General features: G+C 69.3%; 18 protein-coding genes. 10 read left to right on the forward strand and 8 right to left on the reverse strand.

What is annotated here, in order from left to right:
- The 3 genes from AB0J09_RS26400 to AB0J09_RS26410 all read left to right on the forward strand — a co-directional run.
- Nucleotides 1–1,238 (forward strand): hypothetical protein (locus tag AB0J09_RS26400; protein ID WP_360696356.1); only part of this gene is annotated, 1,238 nt, incomplete at its 5' end.
- Between the two features lie 99 nt (nucleotides 1,239–1,337).
- Nucleotides 1,338–2,759, forward strand: coding sequence for a hypothetical protein (locus tag AB0J09_RS26405; RefSeq protein WP_360696359.1), 1,422 nt, complete (start codon nucleotides 1,338–1,340; stop codon nucleotides 2,757–2,759).
- Nucleotides 2,760–2,920: 161 nt separating this feature from the next.
- Nucleotides 2,921–3,766: an LLM class flavin-dependent oxidoreductase gene (locus AB0J09_RS26410; RefSeq protein ID WP_360696362.1), complete on the forward strand. Its 846-nt coding sequence runs from the start codon at nucleotides 2,921–2,923 to the stop codon at nucleotides 3,764–3,766.
- 430 nt (nucleotides 3,767–4,196) lie between these two features.
- On the opposite strand, the gene AB0J09_RS26415 is transcribed toward AB0J09_RS26410, so the two are convergent.
- The 4 genes from AB0J09_RS26415 to recO all read right to left on the reverse strand — a co-directional run bounded on the left by AB0J09_RS26415 (nucleotide 4,197) and on the right by recO (nucleotide 8,402).
- Nucleotides 4,197–4,958 carry a phosphotransferase gene (locus AB0J09_RS26415; protein WP_360696365.1) on the reverse strand — a complete coding sequence of 254 codons (762 nt, stop codon included), beginning with the start codon at nucleotides 4,956–4,958 and terminating at the stop codon, nucleotides 4,197–4,199.
- A 42-nt stretch (nucleotides 4,959–5,000) separates the two neighbouring features.
- Complete coding sequence (locus tag AB0J09_RS26420) at nucleotides 5,001–6,629, reverse strand: polyketide antibiotic transporter (RefSeq protein ID WP_360696368.1); 1,629 nt, start codon at nucleotides 6,627–6,629, stop codon at nucleotides 5,001–5,003.
- Between the two features lie 268 nt (nucleotides 6,630–6,897).
- On the reverse strand, nucleotides 6,898–7,671 hold the full coding sequence (locus AB0J09_RS26425; protein ID WP_360696371.1) for an isoprenyl transferase: 774 nt from the start codon (nucleotides 7,669–7,671) through the stop codon (nucleotides 6,898–6,900).
- Entirely contained in the window at nucleotides 7,668–8,402 is a 735-nt protein-coding gene (gene recO / locus AB0J09_RS26430; RefSeq protein WP_360696374.1) for a DNA repair protein RecO, read from the reverse strand. Before recO ends, AB0J09_RS26425 begins: the two co-directional genes overlap by 4 nt.
- 140 nt (nucleotides 8,403–8,542) lie before the next feature.
- On the opposite strand from recO, the gene AB0J09_RS26435 reads away from it, so the two are divergent.
- From AB0J09_RS26435 to AB0J09_RS26450, 4 genes are all read left to right on the forward strand, one after another.
- A complete protein-coding gene (locus AB0J09_RS26435; RefSeq protein WP_360696377.1) occupies nucleotides 8,543–10,069 on the forward strand; it encodes a CDP-alcohol phosphatidyltransferase family protein in 1,527 nt (508 codons plus the stop codon).
- 331 nt (nucleotides 10,070–10,400) lie between these two features.
- Complete coding sequence (gene iscB / locus AB0J09_RS26440) at nucleotides 10,401–11,714, forward strand: RNA-guided endonuclease IscB (RefSeq protein ID WP_360696406.1); 1,314 nt, start codon at nucleotides 10,401–10,403, stop codon at nucleotides 11,712–11,714.
- A 49-nt stretch (nucleotides 11,715–11,763) separates the two neighbouring features.
- Entirely contained in the window at nucleotides 11,764–12,462 is a 699-nt protein-coding gene (locus tag AB0J09_RS26445; RefSeq protein ID WP_360696380.1) for a DUF5941 domain-containing protein, read from the forward strand.
- A gap of 312 nt (nucleotides 12,463–12,774) precedes the next feature.
- Nucleotides 12,775–13,719, forward strand: coding sequence for a 2-oxoglutarate and iron-dependent oxygenase domain-containing protein (locus AB0J09_RS26450; protein WP_360696382.1), 945 nt, complete (start codon nucleotides 12,775–12,777; stop codon nucleotides 13,717–13,719).
- A 7-nt stretch (nucleotides 13,720–13,726) separates the two neighbouring features.
- On the opposite strand, the gene AB0J09_RS26455 is transcribed toward AB0J09_RS26450, so the two are convergent.
- The 4 genes from AB0J09_RS26455 to AB0J09_RS26470 form a co-directional block, all read right to left on the reverse strand.
- Nucleotides 13,727–13,939: a carbohydrate-binding protein gene (locus AB0J09_RS26455; protein WP_360696385.1), complete on the reverse strand. Its 213-nt coding sequence runs from the start codon at nucleotides 13,937–13,939 to the stop codon at nucleotides 13,727–13,729.
- 341 nt (nucleotides 13,940–14,280) lie between these two features.
- The gene (locus tag AB0J09_RS26460; protein WP_360696388.1) at nucleotides 14,281–16,068 is read right to left on the reverse strand and encodes an alpha/beta hydrolase; all 1,788 of its coding nucleotides are present in this window, start codon (nucleotides 16,066–16,068) and stop codon (nucleotides 14,281–14,283) included.
- A gap of 113 nt (nucleotides 16,069–16,181) precedes the next feature.
- Complete coding sequence (locus tag AB0J09_RS26465; protein ID WP_360696391.1) at nucleotides 16,182–17,183, reverse strand: helix-turn-helix transcriptional regulator; 1,002 nt, start codon at nucleotides 17,181–17,183, stop codon at nucleotides 16,182–16,184.
- A gap of 102 nt (nucleotides 17,184–17,285) precedes the next feature.
- A complete protein-coding gene (locus AB0J09_RS26470; protein ID WP_360696394.1) occupies nucleotides 17,286–19,631 on the reverse strand; it encodes a GH1 family beta-glucosidase in 2,346 nt (781 codons plus the stop codon).
- A gap of 92 nt (nucleotides 19,632–19,723) precedes the next feature.
- Between AB0J09_RS26470 and AB0J09_RS26475 the strand changes: the two genes are divergently transcribed.
- From AB0J09_RS26475 to rocD, 3 genes are all read left to right on the forward strand, one after another.
- Nucleotides 19,724–20,209, forward strand: a complete 486-nt coding sequence (locus AB0J09_RS26475) for an Lrp/AsnC family transcriptional regulator (protein ID WP_360696397.1) — start codon at nucleotides 19,724–19,726, stop codon at nucleotides 20,207–20,209.
- A 123-nt stretch (nucleotides 20,210–20,332) separates the two neighbouring features.
- On the forward strand, nucleotides 20,333–21,130 hold the full coding sequence (gene ddaH, locus AB0J09_RS26480) for a dimethylargininase (RefSeq protein ID WP_360696400.1): 798 nt from the start codon (nucleotides 20,333–20,335) through the stop codon (nucleotides 21,128–21,130).
- A 2-nt stretch (nucleotides 21,131–21,132) separates the two neighbouring features.
- A partial coding sequence (rocD, locus tag AB0J09_RS26485) for an ornithine--oxo-acid transaminase (protein ID WP_360696403.1) occupies nucleotides 21,133–22,094 on the forward strand: 962 nt, incomplete at its 3' end.

The following is a 22,094-nucleotide window of genomic DNA, read 5'->3' on the forward strand; positions in this document are numbered from 1 at the left end:
CCCGCCCCGCCATCGCCGGCGGCGGGGCACGCGCCACCGTGTTCCTGCACAACGTGCAGGGCTGGGAGATCCGCGAGCTCGACATCTCCAACGAGGCCACCCGTGACAGCAGCGCGCGCGCGGGCATCTACGTCCTGCTCGACGACTTCGGCATCGGCAAGCACTACAAGATCAGCGATGTGAAGATCCACGACGTGCCCGGCTGCGACTGCCTGCAGCCCGAACTCGAGAACAGCGGCGGCATCGTGTTCAAGGCCGCCGGCTCCCAGGTGGCCACCGGATTCGACGGGGTCGAAATCACGCGCAACGTCATCTCGGGCGTGGACAACGTCGGGATCGGCATCGTCTCCCAGTGGTCCAAGCGGGACCTGTATCCCGCGGGCACGAACACCTTCGTGCCGAACAAGAACGTGCGCATCTCCTTGAACAAGCTCACCGATCAGGGCGGCGACGGCATCCTGGTGCAGAACGGCATCGACCCGGTGACGGAATGGAACATCGTCAGCGGATTCGGCCTGCGGGCGAGCGCCTCGCACGCCGGAATCGTGGCGTTCAACTCCGACCGGCCGGTCGTTCAGTACAACGAGATCACCGGCGGTTCCGCCACTCCGCCGTCGTTCTCGCTCAGCGTCGACGCCGGCAACCGCGACCTCGTCTACCAGTACAACTTCAGCCACGACAACGACGGCCCGTTCATGCTGTTCTGCGCGTTCACCGGCACGTACTCCGACGGTGCGACGATCCGCTACAACATCAGCCAGAACGACAAGGACCTGCTCCTCGGCACCTTCGAGATCCCCGTCGTCGCCAACGGCTGCGACAACGCGATCACGAGGGTGAAGTTCTACAACAACGTGATCTACAGCCCCACCGCCAAGGCCATCGCAGGCAGCCGCGGCGACCACACCCCGATCGAATTCACCAACAACATCTTCTACGGCAGCCCGGAAGGCTCGGCCATCCACGACGCGGTGGGCGTCTACGACCACAACCTCTACTACAACGTCGTCGTGCCCTCGAACCACGCCAACGCCGTGATCGCGGACCCGAAATTCGTCAATCCCGGAAGCGGGACCGGCCTCGACAGCATCCTCGGATACCGGCTGCGATGCGGTTCGCCGGCCATCGCCGCCGGGGTCTCCATCGCCGGCAACGGCGGCCATGACATCTTCGGCGCCCAGGTGCCCGCCAGCGGGCAGCCGAACATCGGCGCCTACCAAGGCCCCTGCGTCAGCTGACCGTCCCCACGACAGCCCCCTCCCGCAGGGGGCTGTCCCTTTTCTGGAGTGAGCTTCATGGTGCAGAGCCCACCTCTTCGAACCGGCGCGCGTTATCACGTGGATTCCGCCTCAGGCGACGATTCCGCCTCCGGCCTTACCTCGCATGCGGCGTGGCGGACCCTGGAGCAGATCAACTCGATCGTCTTCAAGCCGGGCGACTCCATTCTCTTCCGCCGCGGCACCACTTATGAGGGAGTCCTGAAGCCGCAGGGTTCGGGCACCGCGGACAACCCCATCGTCATCGGCTCCTACGGCACCGGCGCCCGTCCCGCCATCGCCGGCGATGGGGCACGCGCCACCGTGTTCCTGCACAACGTGGAAGGCTGGGAGATCCGCGAGCTCGACATCTCCAATCCCGGCCCCCAGGACGCGACTCCCCACGCGGGCATCTACGTCCTGCTCGAGGATTACGGCATCGGCAGGCACTACGTGGTCGACGATGTGGTGGTCCACGACGTGGTCGGCTGCGACTCCCTGAAACCGGAGGTGGAGAACAGCGGTGGCATCGTGTTCAAGGCCGCCGGCTCCCAGGTGGCCACCGGATTCGACGGGATCCAGATCTCGCACAACACCGTGTCCGACGTCGACAACATCGGCATCGGCACGCTGTCGCAGTGGAATCGCCACGAGCTCTATTCGGCCGGCACCAACCATTTCGTCCCCATCACCAATGTGCGGATCTTCCGCAATGAACTCAGCGGGCTCGGCGGGGACGGGATCCTCGTGCAGAACGGCGTCGACTCGCTGACGGAACAGAACAAGGTCGACGGGTTCGGCCTGCGCACGGCGGAATCCCGAGCCGCGATTCTCGCGTCCAACTCGATCCGCCCCGTCGTGCAGTGCAACGAGATCACCGGCGGTTCGGCGACGCCGCCGTCGTTCGCGCTCAGCGTGGACGCGGGCAACTCCGACCTCGTCTACCAGTACAACTACAGCCACGACAACAACGGCCCGTTCATGCTGTTCTGCGCGATCGCCGGCTCGCACACCGATGGCGCGACGATCCGCTACAACATCAGCCAGAACGACAAGGACCTGCTCCTGGGCACCTTCGAGATCCCCGTCGTCGCCAACGGCTGCGCGAACGCCATCAAGAACGTGAAGTTCTACAACAACGTGATCTACAGCCCCTCCGCCGGGACGATCGTCGGCAGCCGCGGCGACCACACGCCGATCGCCTTCACCAACAACATTTTCTTCGGCCGCCGAGAAGGCTCGGCCATCAATGACGCGGTGGGCGTCTACGACCACAACCTCTACTACAACGTCACCGTGCCGCAGCACCACGCCAACCCCGTGGTCGCGGACCCGAAATTCGTCAATCCGGAAAACCTGCTCGGATTCCGGCTCGACGGCGATTCCCCGGCCCTCGGCGCCGGACTCGCCATTCACGATGACGGCGATCGCGACATCCACGGCACCCCGATCTCCCGGGACACACAGCCGAACATCGGCGCCCATCAAGGCGACCCCACCTGAGCACCGCGGGTTTGCCCGGCGTAGTGGCGTTCCCTTAGAGTGAGCCCACTTGATCAGGAGCTTCCCAGAAGTGCGCCGCAGAACGGGAGCCCTGCCTCCCCCGTCGTGGAGGTCCTGGAGGGGCGGCATCGATTACGCATGCCCCTTCACGGAGGTACTTCATGAACGTCGGTCTCGGCCTGCCCATCAGCGACCCCGCGGCACTGCTCGACTGGGCCCGCCGCGCTGATGCCGGCCCCTTCACCACTCTCGCTCTCCTCGACCGCCTGGTCTACGACAACCCCGAGCCGCTGGTCGCCCTAGCGGTCATCGCCGGAGCCACCACACGCGTACGCGTACAGACCGAAGTCCTGCTCGCGCCCCTTCGCGAGCCCGCCCTGCTCGCCAAGCAGGCCGCGACCCTGGACCTGATCTCCGGCGGCCGGCTGGTCTTGGGGGTCGGCGTGGGCGGCCGCGAGGACGACCACCTCGTCGCGGGCACCGACATCCGCACTCGCGGTCGCCGCCTCGATGAGCAGATGGCCGTCATGCGCCGGTTGTGGTCCGGCGAGCCGTACGGCGACGGGGCCGGCCCGATCGGACCTCTCCCGGCGCGGTCCGGAGGCCCCGAGGTGCTCTTCGGCGGCTTCCAGCCGGCCGCGCTCGCCCGGGTCGCGCGCTGGGGAGACGGGTTCCTCGCCGCCGCCCCGCCGTCCTGGGCCGGGGGGCTCATCGACACCGTTCACCGGTTCTGGAAGGAGGCGGGACGTTCCGGCGCGCCCCGCATCGTCACCCAGGTCAACGTCGCGCTCGGCCCCGAGGACGTCGTCGCGGAGGCCCGTACGGCCATGGGCGCCTATTACGAGTTCACCGGCATGGCCGACCGGATGGTCTCCGGCATGCTCACCACGCCGGGCGAGATCCGCCAGGCCATCGCCCAGTACGCGGACCTCGGCGCGGACGAGGTGATGCTGTACTGCTACGGCCGCGACCCGAACCAGGTCGACCGCCTCGCCGACGCCCTCTGAGCGCGAGGCGGGCCCTTTTTTCCGCGGCATCTCATCTGTAATGCTGCTTGCCCATGAACGTCGACCAAGCGCTCATTCAGATCAGACCTGCCCGCGACGAGGACCGTGAAGCTGTTCTGACGTTGGCGTCGAGGCTCGCCGAAGGTGTGGCGGCCTGGCGAGATCACCAGGCCGCCATACAGGCGGGACAACGATGGCTCACCGACTCCCTGGCGGACCGGAACGGCGCGGTATTCGTCGCCGTGGAGGGCGACGACTCCCGGGTCATCGGCGTGGTCTCCGTCAGCCGCCAGCGGCACTTCACCGGCGCGACGGACGCCTACGTGGGCGAACTGGCCGTCGCCGAGCACGCCGTGCGCGGCGGCGTGGGCAGACGAAGGAGTACGCCTGACGCGCTCGCTCGCCGAGCCGTCGTAGCGGCGGCGGCGTTCTACAGCAGGGCCAGCATCCGGTCCGCCTGCTCGGACCGGATCTCCTCGCGGGCCCGCAGCAGCCAGAACAGCGCCATGAGCCGGCGGCATTCCGTGAGCCTGGCGGCCTCCTCGGTGGTCAGCTCGAGCCGTTCGAGCACGGCAGTCATCCCGGCCGGGTCGTTCTCCCAGACCGCGATGTGCTCGGTGACCTCGGCCAGCTCGAACGCGCGATCGCTCCGGCCGGAGTACTCGAAGTCGATGACCCGGACCTTCGTGCCGTCCCACAGGTAGTTGGCGATGTTCCCGTCGCCGGTGCCGAACACCGGAGTGCCGGGCCGCGCGAGCAGCTGCTCCAGGGCCGGCCGCTCCACCCAGGCCGTGGCCGCGCGAAGCGCCTCGGCGATCGCGGGATCGGGCTCGGCCGCCGCAGCCCATTTGCGTACGAGTTGAAGGAGCTCGACCGGGTGCCCGGCACGCGGCGGCACCCGCTCCAGCACCCGCGGCGGGATCGCCTGCTGGACACCGGTGACGGCCTCGGCCAGGGCGTCGACGAGCTTCCCCGTGATCTCCCCGCTCACGGCCGCGCCGTCCAGGCGGGACATCACCACGGTCGGGGGATCGGCCCTCAGCTCGGCGGTCACCGGCGCCGGAGCCAGGCCGGGATCGTGTCCGGCCAGCAGCTTCAGAGCTCGCCACTCGCGTTCGGGCTCGTCGTAGCCCGACGATCGGTATCGCTTGACCACCACGTCGGACCGCACCTCGACGGAATGGCCGCCCATTCGCCCTCCGATCTGGTCGAGTGGCACGACATACTAGATCATTCAGCCGAAGTCGCGGCGGCGCAGACCCATGAGGGCGCCGCCGAGGAGCAGCGCCGTGAGGGCCATCAGCGTGAGGGTGGGGCGCGCTTCGAAGGGCGTCCCGATCATCGCGTTCGGGATGTAGTGGAACGGCTCCAGTGGGCTCCCGCCCCACAGCCCGTACAGGGGGCCGACGACCTGGCCGAGCACGGCGGTCAGGAGCCAGACGGCCCAGGAGATCGCCACGCTGGCCCGCGGCAGCAGCCCGTACGCGAGCATGCAGACCGCCCCCACGCACCACGCCGCGGGCACGGTGCTCAGCGCCCCCGCCAGGAAGCGCGGCAGGTCGGTGGCGAGGTCGCCCACGAGCACCGAGTACAGCGTGCCGAACACGAGCCCGGCGACGGCCATCAGCGCCGCCGTGCCGAGCCCCGTCACCACCAGGTGCCCGGCGGCCCAGCGCAGGCGGGTCATCGGAGTGGACTGCACGGTCTCGGCGCGGCCCGAGGTCTCCTCCGAACGCAGCCGCAGCGTCATGAGCACCGGGTAGAGCGCGACGGCGTACGCGAGTATGAGGATCAGGTACCACGAGTAGGCGCCCAGCGTCCTGCCCAGGTCGGACAGGCCGAGGGTGTGCGTGATGTTCTCGACCACGATGCTCGGCCGCGAGAGCAGGTCCCGGGTGAGCGGGCTGAGCCCGGCCCCCGCCGCGGCGAAGCAGGCGACGCCGGCCGCCCACTTCACCAGCAGGCCGCGGTGCAGCCGCCAGGCCAGGCTGATGGGGCCGCGCAGCTCCGGCGCCGACTCCCGGCCCAGGCGCTCGGGCAGCAGGCCCGCGCCGAGGTCGCGGCGGTCGAGCAGCCGGTACGCGACCGCGTACAGGATCGCGGCGACCAGGATCGACACCCCGAGCATCCACCACCGCTCGCCCTGGTACGCCCGCACCAGATGGCTCCAGCCGATGGGAGACAGCGCCTTGAGCCAGTACTGCCCGGTCGCGTCACCGGCGTAGCGCATCACGTAGGCGGCGCCGAGCACCGACAGGCTGATCGCGGTGGCCGTGCGGGCGCTCCGCGCGAGCTGGGCGGCCACCGCGGCGACGGCGGCGAACACCCAGCCCGCGACCATGATCGCGGCGCCGTACGCGACGGACCCCACAAGCGGGAACCCGGCCGCGATCACCACGACCGCAGTCAGGGCGCCGGCGGCCAGGCTGATCCCGCCCGCGACCAGCAGGGCGGCCGTCAGGGGCGCGTGGCGGCTCACCACGCCCGACCGGACCAGCTCGCTCCTGCCCGCGTCCTCCTCCCTGCGGGTGTGCCGGACGATCGACATGAGAGCCGCGAACGCGTTCGCCACGTACAGGAAGCCGCCGCTGCGCCACGTCGCGAGCACCTCCAGCCGCGGCTCGACCAGGCCGCCCCCGAGCGCCCGCAGGAAGGCGTTCCTGGTGACGAGGTCGGTGTAGTTGACCTTCAGCTCGTACGTGCCCATGTTCCTGTTGACGTAGGACACCATCGCCAGGGCCATGGTCACGATCAGGAGGATCCACCAGGGCGCGATGCCCCGTTCACGGCGCAGCGCCAGGCGGATGAGCTGGCCGGTGCCCGCGAGGGTGCTTGCCCGGCCGACTCCACGTGCGGAAGCCATCGGCTACCAGCTCCTATTCATAGGTACAGCTCACTATTCCTACGAACAGCAGACTATACCTATGTATAGCTAGCGGCCAGAGGGTCACCACGCCGTGGGTGGTGAGGTGGTCGGCGCGATGCGGGCCGACGTGGTCCGGCCGCGACAGGAGCCGGGTTTCATGTGATCCTGCGCGGCTCGTGCCGGCTGCTGCCTCGCGGCGGCGAGCCGGTGGAGGTGGGCGCTGCGGACCGTCCACCGGCATCCGGGCCGTTACCGCAGCGGCCGGTCAGACCGGGTTGGGGATCGCCCCGCCGTATCGCCTGTCGCGCTTGGCGAAAATCTCGCACGCCTCCCACAGGTCCCGGCGGTCGAAGTCAGGCCACAACCGGTCGAGGAACACCATCTCGGCGTAGGCCGACTGCCACAGCAGGAAGTTCGAGAACCGCTGCTCCCCCGACGAGCGCACGAACAGATCCACGTCAGGGATCTCGGGCTCGTCCAGATAACGCGCGAACACCTTCTCGCTGACCTTCGACGGCTTGACCCGCCCGGCCGCGATGTCCTGGGCCAGCTTGACCGCCGCGTCGATGATCTCGGCCTGCCCGCCGTAGTTGACGCAGAACTGCAACGTCAGCTTGCGGTTGGCGACCGTCATCTCCTCGGCGGTCTGCAGCTCCGAGATGACGCTCTTCCACAGCCGCCCGGGCCTGCCCGCCCAGCGCACGCGCACGCCCATGGCGTTGAGCTCGTCGCGCCGTCGCCGGATCACGTCGCGGTTGAACCCCATGAGGAAGCGGACCTCGTCGGGCGACCGCTTCCAGTTCTCCGTTGAGAACGCGAACGCGCTCAGATAGGGAACGCCCAGCTCGAGCGCTCCCTCGATGACGTCGAACAGCGAGGACTCACCCGCCTTGTGCCCCTCGATGCGGGGCAGTCCGCGGGACTTGGCCCAGCGGCCGTTGCCGTCCATGATGATGGCGACGTGCCGGGGCACCAGGTCGCGCGGGATCGGCGGCGGCGTCGCGCCCGACGGATGCGGGGTCGGAGGTCGTACGTTCACACAGGCTCCCTTTCGACGTGTCGGAGAGAGCGTATTCCGTGTTCGAGGTGCCACTGCAGATAGGCGGCCACGAGTCCGCTGCACTCGCTGCGATGGCGCGACTCCGAAGCGTCGGCGGTGGCCCAGTCGCCGCGCAGCAGCGCCGTCATGAGCCCGATCGTCTCTCCCGCCGGCACGGCCGAGCCGGCGGGCCTGCACGCCCCGCACACCACTCCTCCGGCGACGATGGCGAACGCCCTGATCGCCGGCGCCTGGCACTTGGCGCACGCGTCGAGCGCGGGGGCGTAGCCGGCCACGGCCAGCGAGCGCAGGAAGTACGCGTCCAGCACCAGCCGGGCCTCGTGGTCGCGGTCGGCGAGCGTGCGCAGCCCGCCCACCAGCAGCAGGAACTGCCGCAGCGACGGCTCCTTCTCCCCGTGCGTCAGCCGGTCGGCCGTCTCCAGCATCGCGCTGCCCGCGGTGTAGCGGGGATAGTCGGCGGCCAGCGCCTCGCCGTAGGGCCTGATGGTCTCCGCCTGGGTGACGACGTCGAGCGTACGGCCGGTGTGCAACTGCAGGTCGACGTGGGTGAACGGCTCCAGCCTGGCCCCGAAGCGGGACGTCGTGCGGCGCACGCCCTTCGCCACGGCCCGGATCTTGCCGGTGCGCTTTGCCAGAATGGTGACGATACGGTCGGCCTCACCGAGCTTCTGTGTGCGTAGAACTACGCCTTCGTCACGGTAGAGACTCACTCGAACATCTTACGGCCGGATCGAAGTCATGTTACGGGCATGCTCTGGTGACGCGACTTTACGTCACTCTCATTAGACTTTGACGTCTGTCCCCGCATTACCCGTTGTTCAACCCCCCGCTACCGCCTCGAAAGGGAGTCATGACCCGCGTGGTCCTGCTGGGCGCCTCGCCCGGCCCCGACACCTCTCCGACCGGCCTGAGGCTGGCCGCGCTACCCGGCAACCCCACCGTGGCCGAGCGACTACGCAGCCAGCTCACTTCCCTGGATCCGCGGCTCGCCACGATCGAGTCAGGCGATGTGGCCGCCGCCCTGCGCGCCCTGGCCGACGTCGCCGAGTCCGCAACGGAGAACCTCTTCATCATCCCGGAAAACTCAGTCGTACACGACGAGCTGATCTACCAGATCACCAAGGCCAAGCGCGGCGCGCTGGCGCTCGTCGCCAAGGAGCCGCGTCCGGAGGTGACAGAGGAGGAGGAGCAGGACGACAACGGCCCCGAGGACCACGTCCCGATCGACGAGGCCGAGCCCGAGATCGGCCCCAACCGGCTCGAAGGGCTGCCGGTGCGCTCGCGCGTCGGCAAGTCGCGCGTGGTGTCGGTGGGCACCGCGCACCACGCCGTGACCAGGCCGAACGCGATCCTGCTCGGCCCGCTGCACGTGAGCGCGCGCAACGCGCCGATACTGGCGGAGACCTGCCGCGAGCTGGCCGCGATGGCCTCCTCGTTCGGCGAGGACGACGACCTGGTGCAGCTCATCGTGTTCGGGCTGGTACGCAAGGGCGTGTCGGTCGGCATCAGGGGCCGGCGTGACCTGTTCTACCGCCGGGTCACGACGCAGGAGGAGGTCAACGAGGCCGGCGCCGAGATGGCCGGCATGGACGAGGACCGGGCCAGGCTCAACAACGCGGTCAAGGGCGCCGACGGCTTCTTCACCACGTACTTCGTCTCCACCTACTCCCGCTTCATCGCCCGCTGGGCGGCCAGGCGCGGCCTCACGCCCAACCAGGTGACGCTGATCTCGATCACGCTGGGCGTGGCGGCCGCCGCCTGCTTCGCCACCGGCGACCGGCCGTGGATGGTGCTGGGCGGATTGCTGATCTACTTCGCGTTCGTCTTCGACTGCGTGGACGGGCAGGTCGCCCGCTACGCGCGCAAGTTCGGCGTGCTCGGGGCGTGGCTGGACGCCACGTTCGACCGGTTCAAGGAGTACGTCGTCTTCGCCGGCCTGGCCATCGGCTGGGTGGTCTCGGGCAACGGCGACGACATCTGGATCCTGGCGCTGGCCGCGATCGGCCTGCAGTCCGTACGCCACCTGCTCGACTTCTCCTTCGGCGTCGCCAACCGCCGCAAGCCCCCGTCCCCGCTGCCCACGCTGCCGCTCGACGCGCCCGACGACCGCCAGCTGCGCCAGGCACTCACCCGCCGCAAGGTCGAGCGGAGCCAGGGACTGCGTGGCCTGCTCAAGATGTGGACCAAGGCCGGCAAGTTCCGCACCGTCCACTGGGCGCGCAAGATGATCGTCTTCCCCATCGGCGAGCGGTTCGCGGCCATCGCGATCACCGCCGCCCTCTTCGACGCCCGGATCACCTTCATCACCTTGGTGATCTGGGGCTCCGTCGCCGCCGCCTACACCCTCACCGGACGCCTCATGAGGTCGCTCGTGTAACGGGTTCCCCGCCTGAAGGCGAGGGTTTCAGCGCCACTGGCTGAGGCCCGCCGTTACCAGCACCAGCCATCGCCAAAGGGAGGTGACCCAGATGGCTACGTTCGCTACAGGACAGAAGACCAACCCAACTGTGCTTCCTCAGCAGTTGGCTCTTGAACTGCGGGCACCAGACAACCCCGGGAACAGGGACGAAACGGGTCCGCAGCGCCGCACGGCACCCGGTAGTGGACATGTGCGAGGGGAGACCGCCAGCGTTTCATCTGACGCCGGCGACGCTACCCCCAATCCTTCGGTTGGGGAGAAGGCCCGTGAGGGCCACCCGGTGGTGTTCGTGCTCGACAAGCACGGCACCCCCTTGCAGCCCACCACGCCCGCAAGAGCGCGCAAGCTTCTCAAGGCCGGTCGGGCGGTCGTGCATCGCCATGCACCGTTCGTGATCCGACTGAAGGACCGCACCGTCGACCAGTCGCAGGTCGACGGTGCGGAAATCGGGATCGACCCCGGATCGAAGCACACCGGCATCGCCGTGTTCACCACGGCTGGTCGCGACCGGCGCGGGCTGTACGCGATCGAACTCGCCCACCGCGGCGGCACCATCAGGGACAAGCTCGCCCAGCGGGCCGCCTACCGGCGCGCCCGTCGGTCACGGAACCTGCGCTACCGCGCCCCCCGCTTCAACAACCGGGGCCGCCCCGAAGGCTGGCTCGCCCCGTCCCTGCGGCATCGGGTGGACACCACGATGTCATGGGTTCACCGGCTGGCCCGCTGGGCTCCAGTCCACGCCGTCCACGTAGAGCGAGTGGCGTTCGACACCCACGTCCTCACCGCCGGACGTCCCTTGGAAGGAGTCGAGTACCAGCACGGCACCCTCGCTGGATACGAGGTACGCGAATACCTCCTCGCCAAGTGGCGGCGGGCCTGCGCCCACTGCGGTGCGAAGAACGTGCCGCTGAACATCGACCACATTCGCCCACGTTCACTGGGCGGGTCCGACCGCGTCAGCAATCTGGCCTTGGCCTGCATCCCCTGCAACCAGGCCAAGTCCAACCGGCCCATTGAGGACTTTCTACGCTGCCGACCGAAGCAGCTCGCGACGGTCCTCACCCAGACCAAGGCACCCTTGCGGGATGCCGCCGCTGTCAACGCCACCCGCTGGGCTCTGTGGCGGGCTCTCGATACCGCCTTCCCAGGCCAGACACGAACCGCCTCGGGCGGCCGCACCAAGTGGAATCGCACCCGCGCGGGCCTGCCCAAGACTCACACTCTCGATGCTCTGTGTGTCGGGCACCTCGACAGCATCAGTGCCTATCCGGCGACGGTACTCGCCATCATGGCGACCGGGCGTGGCACGTATAGCCGCACCCGCACTGACGCCTACGGCTTCCCTCGCCTGCGGCTCCCCCGGCACAAGACGTTCTTCGACTACCAGACCGGAGACCTTGCCCGAGCCGTGATCCTCACCGGCAAGCACGCCGGAACACACGTCGGCCGCATAGCCGTCCGCGCCACCGGCAGCTTCAACATCCGCACCCGCCACGGCCTCATCCAGGGCCTACGGCACAAGCACTTCCGTCTGCTCCAGCGCGCGGACGGCTACGGCTACACCACGCGAAAGGAGGGATGCGGCGTTTCCACCCCTGCCTGAAGGCAGGGCCTCCCACGCCGCGATTCCGATGATCACTCAACCGCAGGCTATGGCCACCCCCACACCGGACCCCGACGAGGAACGCCGGCGAATCCAGACCGCCCGCCTGCTCGCCTACCGCGACGATGGCCCCCTCGCCCACGTGCTGGCCGGTCGGCTGGGTCGGGGCCTGCCTCCCGTGCCCGCCACGCTCGTCGCCCTGCTCGCCGTCGCCGCCATCACGGCCGCGGGTCTGCTCCAGCCCGGCCCGATCCTGCTCGTGCCCGCGGCGATCGCCCTGCTGCTCATCCTGCCCACGGCGCCGCGCGATCACCTGGGTCGCTTCGACTGGCTGACGCCGCCGCTGCTGCGCGGCACCGAGTTCCTCGCCATGATCGCGATCGGCTTCGCGGCCGACGCGCCCAAGTGGTTGCTTTTCGTTCTGATTTACGTCGTGGGCTATCACACCTACGACACGGTCTATCGGACGCGGCAGAGCATCTGGCCGCCTGCTTGGGTCTTCCACGCGGGGCTGGGCTGGGAGCTGAGGCTCTCGATCATCGGTGTTGGAGCGGCGCTTGGCGTGCTGACGCCGGTGCTGGCGCTGCTGACGGCGTACCTTTTCGTGTTGTTCGCGGTGGAGAGCGTGACCAGTTGGGTGCGCCTCGACAAGGCCTCCGCCCAGGCGGGCGCCGATGCCGAGCAGGACCTTGAGGCCTCCCCCGAAGACCAGCTCGAACAGGCCACCGGCGAGGCCGACAAGGGCTGATCATTGGTCTCTTGTGCTTTCTCATGCGGCGCCGTGCTTCATGCGGCGCCGCACGTGTTTCATTTCTCTCATGCGCCGCCGTGCTTCGTGCGGCGCCGCACGTGTCTCAAACCCCCCATCTTGTACGGCTGCGCCTACGGACCGCCACCCGCCGCATGGGGCTGATGGCCCTCCAGGAGACGCCCACTGACCCTTCACCGGTCGGCCGCCGTTACGGCGCAACGTGGGCCGATTACGTGGTGGGCCGGCCGGCGCCCACCCCGGACCGTGCCTCGACGGTGCCGCCACCGAGGAAAGTGTCAAAATGACGGCGTGAGCGAATTGCCGGTGATCGATGTCGCCCCCCTCCTCGCCAACACCGACGGGGCCGCCAAGCGTCAGGTCGCCGACGCGATCGGCGCCGCCTGCAGGGACAGCGGCTTCTTCTACGTCTCCGGCCACAGCATGCCCCAGGACCTCCTCACCCGCCTCGACGCGGCGAGCAGGCACTTCTTCGCCCTCCCCGAAGAGGTGAAGGCCGAGATCTCCATGGACAAGGGAGGAAAGGCCTGGCGCGGCTTCTTCCCGGTCGGCGGCGAGCTGACCTCGGGGCGGCCTGACCTGAAGGAAGGCATCTACTTCGGCTCCGAGGAGCCACCGGGCCCGCTCCCGCTGCACGGCCCGAACCTGTTCCCCGCCCAGGTCCCCGAGCTGCGCGAGGCCGTACTCGAGTATCTCGGCACGATGACCGCGCTCGCCCAGTGCGTCATGTCGGGGATCGCCCTGAGCCTGGGCCTGGACGAGGACTACTTCCGCGCCGGCTACACCGCCCGCCCGACCGTACTTTTCCGGATATTTCATTACCCGCCCGCTCCGCCGGACGACCCCGACACGTGGGGCGTCGGCGAGCACACCGACTACGGCCTGCTCACCCTCCTCCTCCAGGACGCGAACGGCGGCCTCCAGGTCCGCACGCCGCGCGGCTGGATCGAGGCCCCGCCGCTGGAGAACACGTTCGTCTGCAACATCGGCGACATGCTCGACAAGCTCACCGGCGGTCACTACCGCTCGACCCCGCACCGGGTGCGCAACCGCAGCGGAAACGAGCGGCTCAGCTTCCCGTTCTTCTTCGACCCCGGCTGGGACAGCGAGGTACCGCCGTTGCCGTATGCGCCCGGCCAGAGGTGGGACGGCCAGGTCGACTTCACCGGCACCTACGGCGAGTACCTGCTGTCCAAGGTCTCCAAGGTCTTCCCACACCTCTTCGAGACCCTCTGAGAGCCTCTCAGCCGGTCGAGAACGTGAACCAGTTGACGTTGACGAAGTCGGCCGGCTGACCGCTGCTGAACGTCAGGTACACCGTGTGCGTCCCCGTCACGGCCGAGATGTTGGCGGGCACCGTACGCCAGCTCTGCCACCCGCCCGTGCCGGCGACGGCGAAGTCCCCGATGGGAGCGGCGGTGAGGCTGTCCAGCCGGACCTGCACCAGCCCGCTCACCCCCGCTGAGGGAGCGCTCTCTCAGATGATGTCAACACAGGGTTTACCCGCCGCCAATATCCCGCACTGGTGACGAGCGCTCTCCTACAGAAGGTCGGTCATGGTCGCACCCGCCGCCTCGAAGGCCTCCCTCCAGAGAGCTTGTTGATGTTCAGATCTCCCCGGTTGTTGATCAGGTCACTGAACACGATGATCTGGTGTGGCTTGTCCGGCTGCCGCTGCGCGCTCAGCTGCTTGACCACCGTTCAAGCGCCGTACCCGCTCCTGACAAGCGGATCCGCCGACGCGGATGGCCGGCCTCGGGTGGGACCGGCCATCCGCGCGGTGTCACCGCGTGATGACTACTCGGGGTACGACGGGCCGGGCTCAGTGCGCAGCATGCGCTTGAGCATCTTGTTGGCCGCCCGCATGTCGTCGCTGACCAGTTGGGTCCGCACGGTGCCCTTCGGCTGGAGGCTGCCGCCCACTTCGTACACGGCCGTCTCGTCGGGCAGCGGCACCGCCTGGCAGGCGGTGAACTGGTCGTCGGGCAACAACCCGTCCAGCAGATACGCGTAGACCCGGTCGTCGACACAGGTGGTGTAGTAGGGGAAGACGCCGTGGCTGCCTTCGTTGTCGACGCTGATCATGCGAGCCCCGGGCAGGTGCCGGGCGGCGGACAGGGCGCCCTCGTACGCGGTGGCCACGTCGAGCTCGCTCTGCAGCATCAGCACCTTCGGGAACGTCTTCTGGTTCGGAGCGGGCATGGCGTTGCTCGTCGGCCAGTACGCGCACGCCGGCGGGTCCTGCACGTACGGCGCGATCAAGGGCGCGTCACGGGTGAGCCGGTCGCTGAAGGCGCGCCAGTAGCCGACGCTCTGGTTCCACTGGCCGTCCTGGCAGCGGATCACCTCGAAGACGTAGTCGATGTCGTAGGTGTACTCGTAGGCGGACTCGGCCGGCTTCGCTCGGTCCGCGCCAGCCGTCAGACCGGCCCTGGCCTCGGCGGCTGCCTGCTCCACGTACGCCCGCTGGTCGGCGGTCAGTCCGGGCCGGGCCAGCAGCTTGGCGGTCGCGTCGGCCAGCAGTTGCTCCGGTGTCCAGCCGCTCCACTGCTCGTAGTAGTCGATGACGTAGTCCACGGCGGCCGCGGCGACGCCATAGTTCTCGGTGTTGTAGAGCGCGCCCAGGATGAACCAGCCGAACATGAACGGCCCCATGCCGACCCGGGTGCCGCCGGCCCGCTCCCACAGCTGCCGGACCGCCATCGGGTCGGTGCCCCGGCCGTACACGTCGTCGTGGCGCGCGATGTACGGCATGAGCTGCTCCTGGAACGCCCGGTCGCGGGTGAACGGCTGCAGGTCCCAGGTCTGTTGCAGGGTAGGCGAGTCGACCGCGGCGACCGAGTCGAGCACCATCCGGTTGACCTTGCCCGGGAAGGTGGACGCGTACCACGTGCCGAGCCAGGTGCCGTACGAGTAGCCGAGGTAGTTCATCCTCGTCTCGCCGAGCAGGCCGCGGATGAAGTCCATGTCGTACACGGTCTGCTCGGTGGTGATGTACTTGGTCAGCTCGGTGCCGCGGCAGCCGGCGACCTTCGCCTGCGTGATCTTGTCGTTGGTGTTGTGGATCTCACTGTCGAAGGTGACCGAGCACAACAGCTGGCTGCTCTGGCCGACGCCGCGCGGGTCGAAGCCGATGACGTCGTAGTGCTCGCCGACGGCGGGGCCGGCCAGTGCCACGTACGGCGCGAGAGACAGCCCGCTGCCGCCGGGGCCGCCGGGGTTGACCAGGAGAATGCCCTTGCGGTCGGAGCCGGTGGCCACCGTGCGGGAGATGCGGACCTGCAGCGTGTGGCCGTCCCGTGGATCGTGCCAGTCCCGTGGGACGGTCACGGTCGCGCAGGCGAGCCGCAGCGCCGCTTCCTGCTCGGCGGTCACGGTGCCGAGCTCGCACGGCTCCCAGGTGATCTGCTGCTGCGCGAGGGCGCCGGCGAGCGCGGCGGTGTCCGGCTCGGTGGCGCCGCTGGCGGACGCCGCGGGTGGCGTGCTGAGCACAGCCACGAGGACCGCCGCGATCAGCGACGTCCCGATGGCCGCGAGTCGGCGCCTACGGTTCGCGTGGCGCGGCACGGGCGCTAAGTGAAGCATGGTGTCGTCCTCTCGGTGCAACTGGGTTCGCCACCACCATGGCCGGAGGGAGCTGCCCCGCACATCGGTTGGCGGCGGCGAAGACCAGACATGACTGGTTTCAGTCAGCCCGATCACAACCAGCCCCGGCGGCTGGCCTGCACGCCCAGTTGGAACCGGGTCCGGGCTCCCAGCAGCTCCTGCAGCCGGCTGACCCGGCGGTGCACCGTACGCTGGCTGACGCCGAGGTCACGGGCGATGGCCTCGTCGGTCAACCCGGCGGTGAGGAGCACCAGCAGCCGCTGGGCATCCGAGCCGGACTCGATGTCGGGCCGGCCGGCGTCCGCGTCCGCCATGGCGCGGCCGCCGGCCGCGTGGATCGGCGCGCCCAACCGCCAGAACACCTCGAACAGCTCGGACAGCACATCCAGCAGCTTCGACGGGTAGATCAGCAGCGCGTCGGCGTCTCCGCCGCCCGTGCGAGGCAACATGATCAGTCCCCGGTCCGCGTCGGACAGCAGCAACTTCACCGGCACGTCGGCGAAGACGCGCGCCTGCTCGCCGCCGGCCACGGCATCGCGTACGGCGGCGAGCAACGCTTCGTCGTGCAGCACGCTCCCGTCGTAGACGGCACGGTAGCGCAGCCCGCGGCGCATGCCGTCGAGCTGCACCTCCTCCGGCGCCGGCGGGGCGTCGGACAAGTACGGCCCGCGCTCGAGTCCGCGCACCTCGGTCCGGGCGGCGGCCTGCAACGCCCGGAACAGTTCCCGGGCCGCGAGCTTGCCCTCGACCACTTCGACGAACGTCGCGCCCGTGCCGTGCACAGCGGTGTACAGCTGGGACAGCGCATGCGCGCTCGCCCGGGCCCGTGCGGCTTCCATCTCGCGCTGCGCCGCCCACGCCTCCAGCGCGGTCCGCGGCGGGCAGATCCGCAGCAGGCCGTCCGCGTCCCGGCGGATCAGGCCGGCGGCGAGGAACGCGGCGAGCCAGCGGCGGACCTCGGCGGGTGCGGCGGCGCCGGCCAGGAACTCGTGCTCCGGCACCGGCGCCGTCTTCAGCAGTTCACGGTAGACGGCCTCGGCCTCCGGCGATGGTGGGAGCACTACCATCGCGAGGCTCAGTGCATCGGGCTCCATGGGGACCGACCGTACCGACCTGGCGCTAAGCCGATGTTTCGACCACCGCTACGCCGATGTTTCGGGCTTGGCCCTCGCTGCCATCGTTCTTGCCGCAGCGGGTCAGGTGGAGTCCCGGACCACCAGCCGGGTCGGCAGCACGACGGACGTGGTGTGGCGGCCCTCCAGCCGGGACAGCAGCAGCCGCGCCAGGGCCAGCGCCTGGTCCGCCAGCGGAACCCGCACGGTGGTGAGTCCCGGCGTGGTGGCCGAGGCGGCGTCGATGTCGTCGAAGCCCACGATCGCCAGGTCCTCGGGCACCCGCCGCCCTGCCTCCCGCGCGGCCTGCAGCGCCCCGATGGCGAGCTGGTCGGTGGCGGCGAAGACGGCGTCCAGCGACGGGTCGTCGCCGAGCAGCTGGCGGGCGGCCGCCGCGCCGGAGGCACGGGTGAGGTCCGCGAGGGCCAGCAGCGGCTGCAGGCCCGCACGGTGCAGCGCCGCGCGGTGCCCGGCCAGGCGGTCCTGGACGGCGACCAGGTCCATGGGGCCGCAGATCATGCCGATGTGGCGGCGCCCGCGCGCGAGCAGGTGCTCGGTGGCGGCCTCCGCGCCTCCGGCGTTGTCCACGTCCACGTACGGCACCAGCGAGGTGACGGCCGGCTTGCCCAGCAGCACGATCGGCACGCCGGTACGCGAGAGCCGCTCGGCGAGCGTGTCGGCCCGGTCGGACGGCAGCAGCACGACCCCGTCCACCAGCCGGGCCTCCGCCTGCTGGACGATGCGCCGGTGGCTCTCGGCCGTGTCCGCGAGCATGAGTGTGATCTGCTTGCCCGCGCCCTCCAGCATGCTGGTGACGTACTGCACCACGGCGGCCGTCAGCGAGTCCCCCTGCCTGGGGACGGACAGGACCAGGGCGATGGCGTTGGTACGCCGGGTGACCAGGCTGCGCGCGGCGGCGTTGGGCACGTAGCCGAGCTCCGTGACGGCCCGCATCACCGCCGTGCGGACGTCCGCGCTCACCGACGCCTCGCCGTTGACCACGCGCGAGACCGTGGCCCTGGAGACACCGGCGCGGGCGGCGACGGTTTCGAGGGTGGGCCGCTTGGGGCGGGTCTCGGTGAGGCCGTTGCGGCGGATGACGTCGCGGTACCACAGTGCGCTGTCCTTCAACCGCCGCCGCTGGGTGGCGAAATCGACGTGCACGAGGCCGAACTTCCGCTGGTAACCGTCGGCCCATTCGAGGTTGTCGAGCAGGGTCCAGACGAGATATCCGCGAACGCGGGCGCCTTCTTCGACGGCCGACAGCAGGGCGCGCAGATGTTCCTCGATGAAGCTGATGCGGTCCACGTCGTGAATGCCGTCGCCGGTCACCGTGTCGACGAAGTCGGCGCCGTTCTCGGTGATCATCAGATCGAGTTCGGGATATTCGCGGGAAATGCGCCGCAGCAGCAGCGCAAGGCAGTTGGGCACGATCGGCCAGCCCATTGCGGTGACCGCCGTGGGAACCGTGCAGAACAGCACACCCTCGCTTCCGGGAAAGGCCGGGTCGGCGCTTTCACTGGGCTGTGCCTGCACCACCTGCGGGGTGTAGTAATTGACGCCGAGCAGGTCCACGGGCTGCGCGATGGTGTCGAGGTCGCCGTCGCGGACGTGGTCGAGGCCGCCGTGGCGCTCGATGATGGGCAGCAACTCGGCGGGGTACGACCCGCGCAGCACCGGCTCCAGGAACTGCCGGTTGGCCAGCGCGTCGATCCTGGCCACGGCCTCGGCGTCCTCCTCCGACAGCTCCCTGCCGAAGTCGCTCACCTGGGCGGGTGTCATGACGGGCGAGATGTTGAGCACGATCCCGACCCTCGTGGCCCCGGCCGAGCGCAGGGCCTGCGTGGCCAGGCCGTGCCCGAGCAGCATGTGGTGGGCGCTCCTGAACGCGTCCGCGGCCGATTTCCTGCCCGGCGCGTGAACGCCGGACCCGTATCCCAGGAAAGCCGCCACCCAGGGCTCGTTCAGCGTGAACCAGGTGTCGACCCGGTCCCCGAGCCGGTCATGAACCGCCGAGGCGTAATCGGCGAAATGGCGGGCGGTGTCGCGGGACGGCCAGCCGCCGAGCGTTTCGAGCGCCCGCGGCAGGTCCCAGTGGTAAAGGGTCGCATAAGGCGTGATGCCCGCCGCGAGCAGCTCGTCGAGCAGCCGGTCATAAAAGTCGAGCCCGGCCTCGTTCGCCTTTCCCGCGCCCTCGGGGAACACCCGCGCCCAGCTCACCGAGAACCGGTAGGCGGCCATTCCGAGGTCTTTCATCAACCGCACGTCCTCGGGATGGCGGTGGTAATGATCGCAGGCCTCGGCGCGGTCGGCGGAAAAGCCGTCCCAAATGGACGGCCCGCGGCCGTCGGCGGACGTGGCCCCCTCGATCTGAAAGGCCGAAGTCGACACTCCCCACACGAAACCTTCGGGGAAGCTTGCGGTGCTCATTTTGGCGGATACCTTCCGATGGCTGTCAGCACGCCCAGTTTCCCGCGCGCCGCTCGTCGCGCGCCAGCCTGGCCAGGCTGTATACAAGGCGCGTGGAACTGGATCGGCTTGATCGTGACATCATCGCCGCGCTTGTCGAGGACGCACGCGCGACCTACGCGGACATCGGCCACCACGTGGGGCTGAGCGCGTCGGCGGTGAAGCGGCGGGTCGACCGGTTGCGGGAGACGGGGGCGATCACCGGGTTCAGCGCGAGGGTGGCGCCGCAGGCGCTCGGCTGGACGACCGAGGCGTACGTGGAGCTGTTCTGCCAGGGCAAGACCAAACCTTCGGACATCGCGCTGGCCGTCGCCAAGTTCCCCGAGGTGGTGGCGGCGGCCACGATCACCGGCGAGGCGGACGCGTTGCTGCACATCAGGGCCACGGACGTGCGCCACGTGGAGCGGGTGATCGAGCGCATCGCGGCGGAGACGTTCGTGGTGCGGACCAAGAGCTCCATTGTGCTTTCGCGGCTGGTGGACACCCCTCCTGGCGCCGCCGTGCCGGAGCCGCGCAACGGATCGCATCCGGCGCTCTGATACACGCAACAGACCCGCGCCAACACGCAATGCCAGACGCTTGGCCTGCGTAAACGTACATTCTTAGGCTGTCTCCGTCCCCCCAATCGGGACATCGATCCATAAACCTCGACGGAGACCTGCATGCCCAAACACTTCCTGATGTGCCGTCCGGACTACTTCACGGTCGAGTACGCGATCAATCCGTGGATGCATCCCGAGGCCGGCGCGGACCGCGACGTGGCGGTCCGGCAGTGGGAGGGCCTGAAGGCGGCCTACGAGGAGCTCGGGCACCGGGTCAGCCTGATCGACCCGATCGAGGGGCTGCCCGACATGGTCTTCGCCGCCAACGGCGCGCTGGTCGTGGACGGCCGCGTCTACGGCGCCAGGTTCGCTTACCCCGAGCGCGGCCCCGAGGGCCCCGCCTACCTGCGGTGGTTCGCCGAGCGCGGCTACCCGACGCGCGAGCCGATCCACGTCAACGAGGGCGAGGGCGACTTCCTCACGCTCGACGAGGTCATCCTGGCCGGAACCGGTTTCCGCACGGACGTGGTCGCGCACCAGGAGGCGCAGGAGTACCTGGGCCGCCCGGTGATCTCCCTGACGCTGGTGGACCCGCGCTTCTACCACCTCGACACGGCGCTGTTCCCGCTCGACGGCCGCAACGTCGCGTACTACCCGGAGGCCTTCTCCGAGGGCAGCAGGAAGGTGCTGCGCACGATGTTCCCCGACGCGGTGCTCGCGACCGCCGAGGACGCCGAGGTGCTCGGGCTGAACGCGGTCAGCGACGGCAGGAACGTGGTCATCAACGCCGAGGCGTCGAATCTCCAACTGGAGCTCAAGAGGCGCGGCTACGAGGTGATCCCGGTCGACCTGTCGGAGCTGCGCAAGGCGGGTGGGGGCCCCAAGTGCTGCACACTGGAGATCAGGGGGGAGAACTGACCATGACCACCAGCGCAGAGCTCATCGAAATGAGCGAGCGCCGTAGCGCGCACAACTACCATCCACTGCCCGTCGTGATCCATGAGGCGCACGGCGCCTGGGTCACCGACGTCGAGGGCAAGCGGTATCTGGACTGCCTGTCCGGCTACTCCTCGCTCAACTTCGGCCACGGCCACCCGAAGATCATCGAGGCCGCTCAGGAACAGCTCAAGAACCTGACCCTGACCAGCCGCGCCTTCTACCACGACCAGTTCGCGCAGTTCTGCGCCGGACTCGGCGACCTCACGGGCAAGGACATGATCCTGCCCATGAACACCGGGGCCGAGGCCGTCGAGACCGCCATCAAGGTCGCGCGGAAGTGGGGCTACGAGGTCAAGGGCGTGGAGCCCGACCAGGCGAACATCATCGTGATGGAGGGCAACTTCCACGGCCGCACCACCACGATCGTGAGCTTCTCCACGGACCCGGAGGCACACGACAACTTCGGCCCGTTCACGCCGGGTTTCCGTCTCGTGCCGTACGGCTCCGCCGAGGCGATCAGGCGGGCCGCCGACGCGAACACGGTCGCCGTGCTGGTCGAGCCCATCCAGGGCGAGGCCGGGGTGCTGGTGCCGCCCGACGGGTACCTGGGCGAGATCCGGGAGTTCTGCTCCGCCCAGGGCATCCTGATGATCGCCGACGAGGTGCAGTCGGGGCTGGGGCGCACCGGGCAGACGTTCGCGTGCGACTTCGAGGGTGTCGTGCCCGACATTTACGTCCTGGGCAAGGCGCTCGGCGGCGGCGTCGTACCCGTCTCCGCCATCGCCGCGAACCGTGACGTGCTCGGGGTCATCCACCCCGGCCAGCACGGGTCCACGTTCGGCGGCAACCCGCTGGCGTGCGCGGTCGGCATCGCGGTCATCGAGCTGCTCAACACCGGCGAGTTCCAGGCCAGGGCCGCCAAGCTGGGCGAGGTGCTGCACAC

It is taken from the genome of Nonomuraea sp. NPDC049784, assembly GCF_040659615.1.
GTDB lineage: Bacteria > Actinomycetota > Actinomycetes > Streptosporangiales > Streptosporangiaceae > Nonomuraea.

Coding starts and splice junctions, on each gene's coding strand:
- AB0J09_RS26410 (WP_360696362.1), top strand. CDS start 2,921: ATGAACGTCGGTCTCGGCCTGCCCATCAGCGACCCCGCGGCACTGCTC.
- AB0J09_RS26470 (WP_360696394.1), bottom strand. CDS start 19,631: ATGAGCACCGCAAGCTTCCCCGAAGGTTTCGTGTGGGGAGTGTCGACT.
- AB0J09_RS26465 (WP_360696391.1), bottom strand. CDS start 17,183: ATGGAGCCCGATGCACTGAGCCTCGCGATGGTAGTGCTCCCACCATCG.
- AB0J09_RS26420 (WP_360696368.1), bottom strand. CDS start 6,629: ATGGCTTCCGCACGTGGAGTCGGCCGGGCAAGCACCCTCGCGGGCACC.
- ddaH (WP_360696400.1), top strand. CDS start 20,333: ATGCCCAAACACTTCCTGATGTGCCGTCCGGACTACTTCACGGTCGAG.
- AB0J09_RS26460 (WP_360696388.1), bottom strand. CDS start 16,068: ATGCTTCACTTAGCGCCCGTGCCGCGCCACGCGAACCGTAGGCGCCGA.
- AB0J09_RS26435 (WP_360696377.1), top strand. CDS start 8,543: ATGACCCGCGTGGTCCTGCTGGGCGCCTCGCCCGGCCCCGACACCTCT.
- AB0J09_RS26415 (WP_360696365.1), bottom strand. CDS start 4,958: ATGGGCGGCCATTCCGTCGAGGTGCGGTCCGACGTGGTGGTCAAGCGA.
- AB0J09_RS26445 (WP_360696380.1), top strand. CDS start 11,764: ATGGCCACCCCCACACCGGACCCCGACGAGGAACGCCGGCGAATCCAG.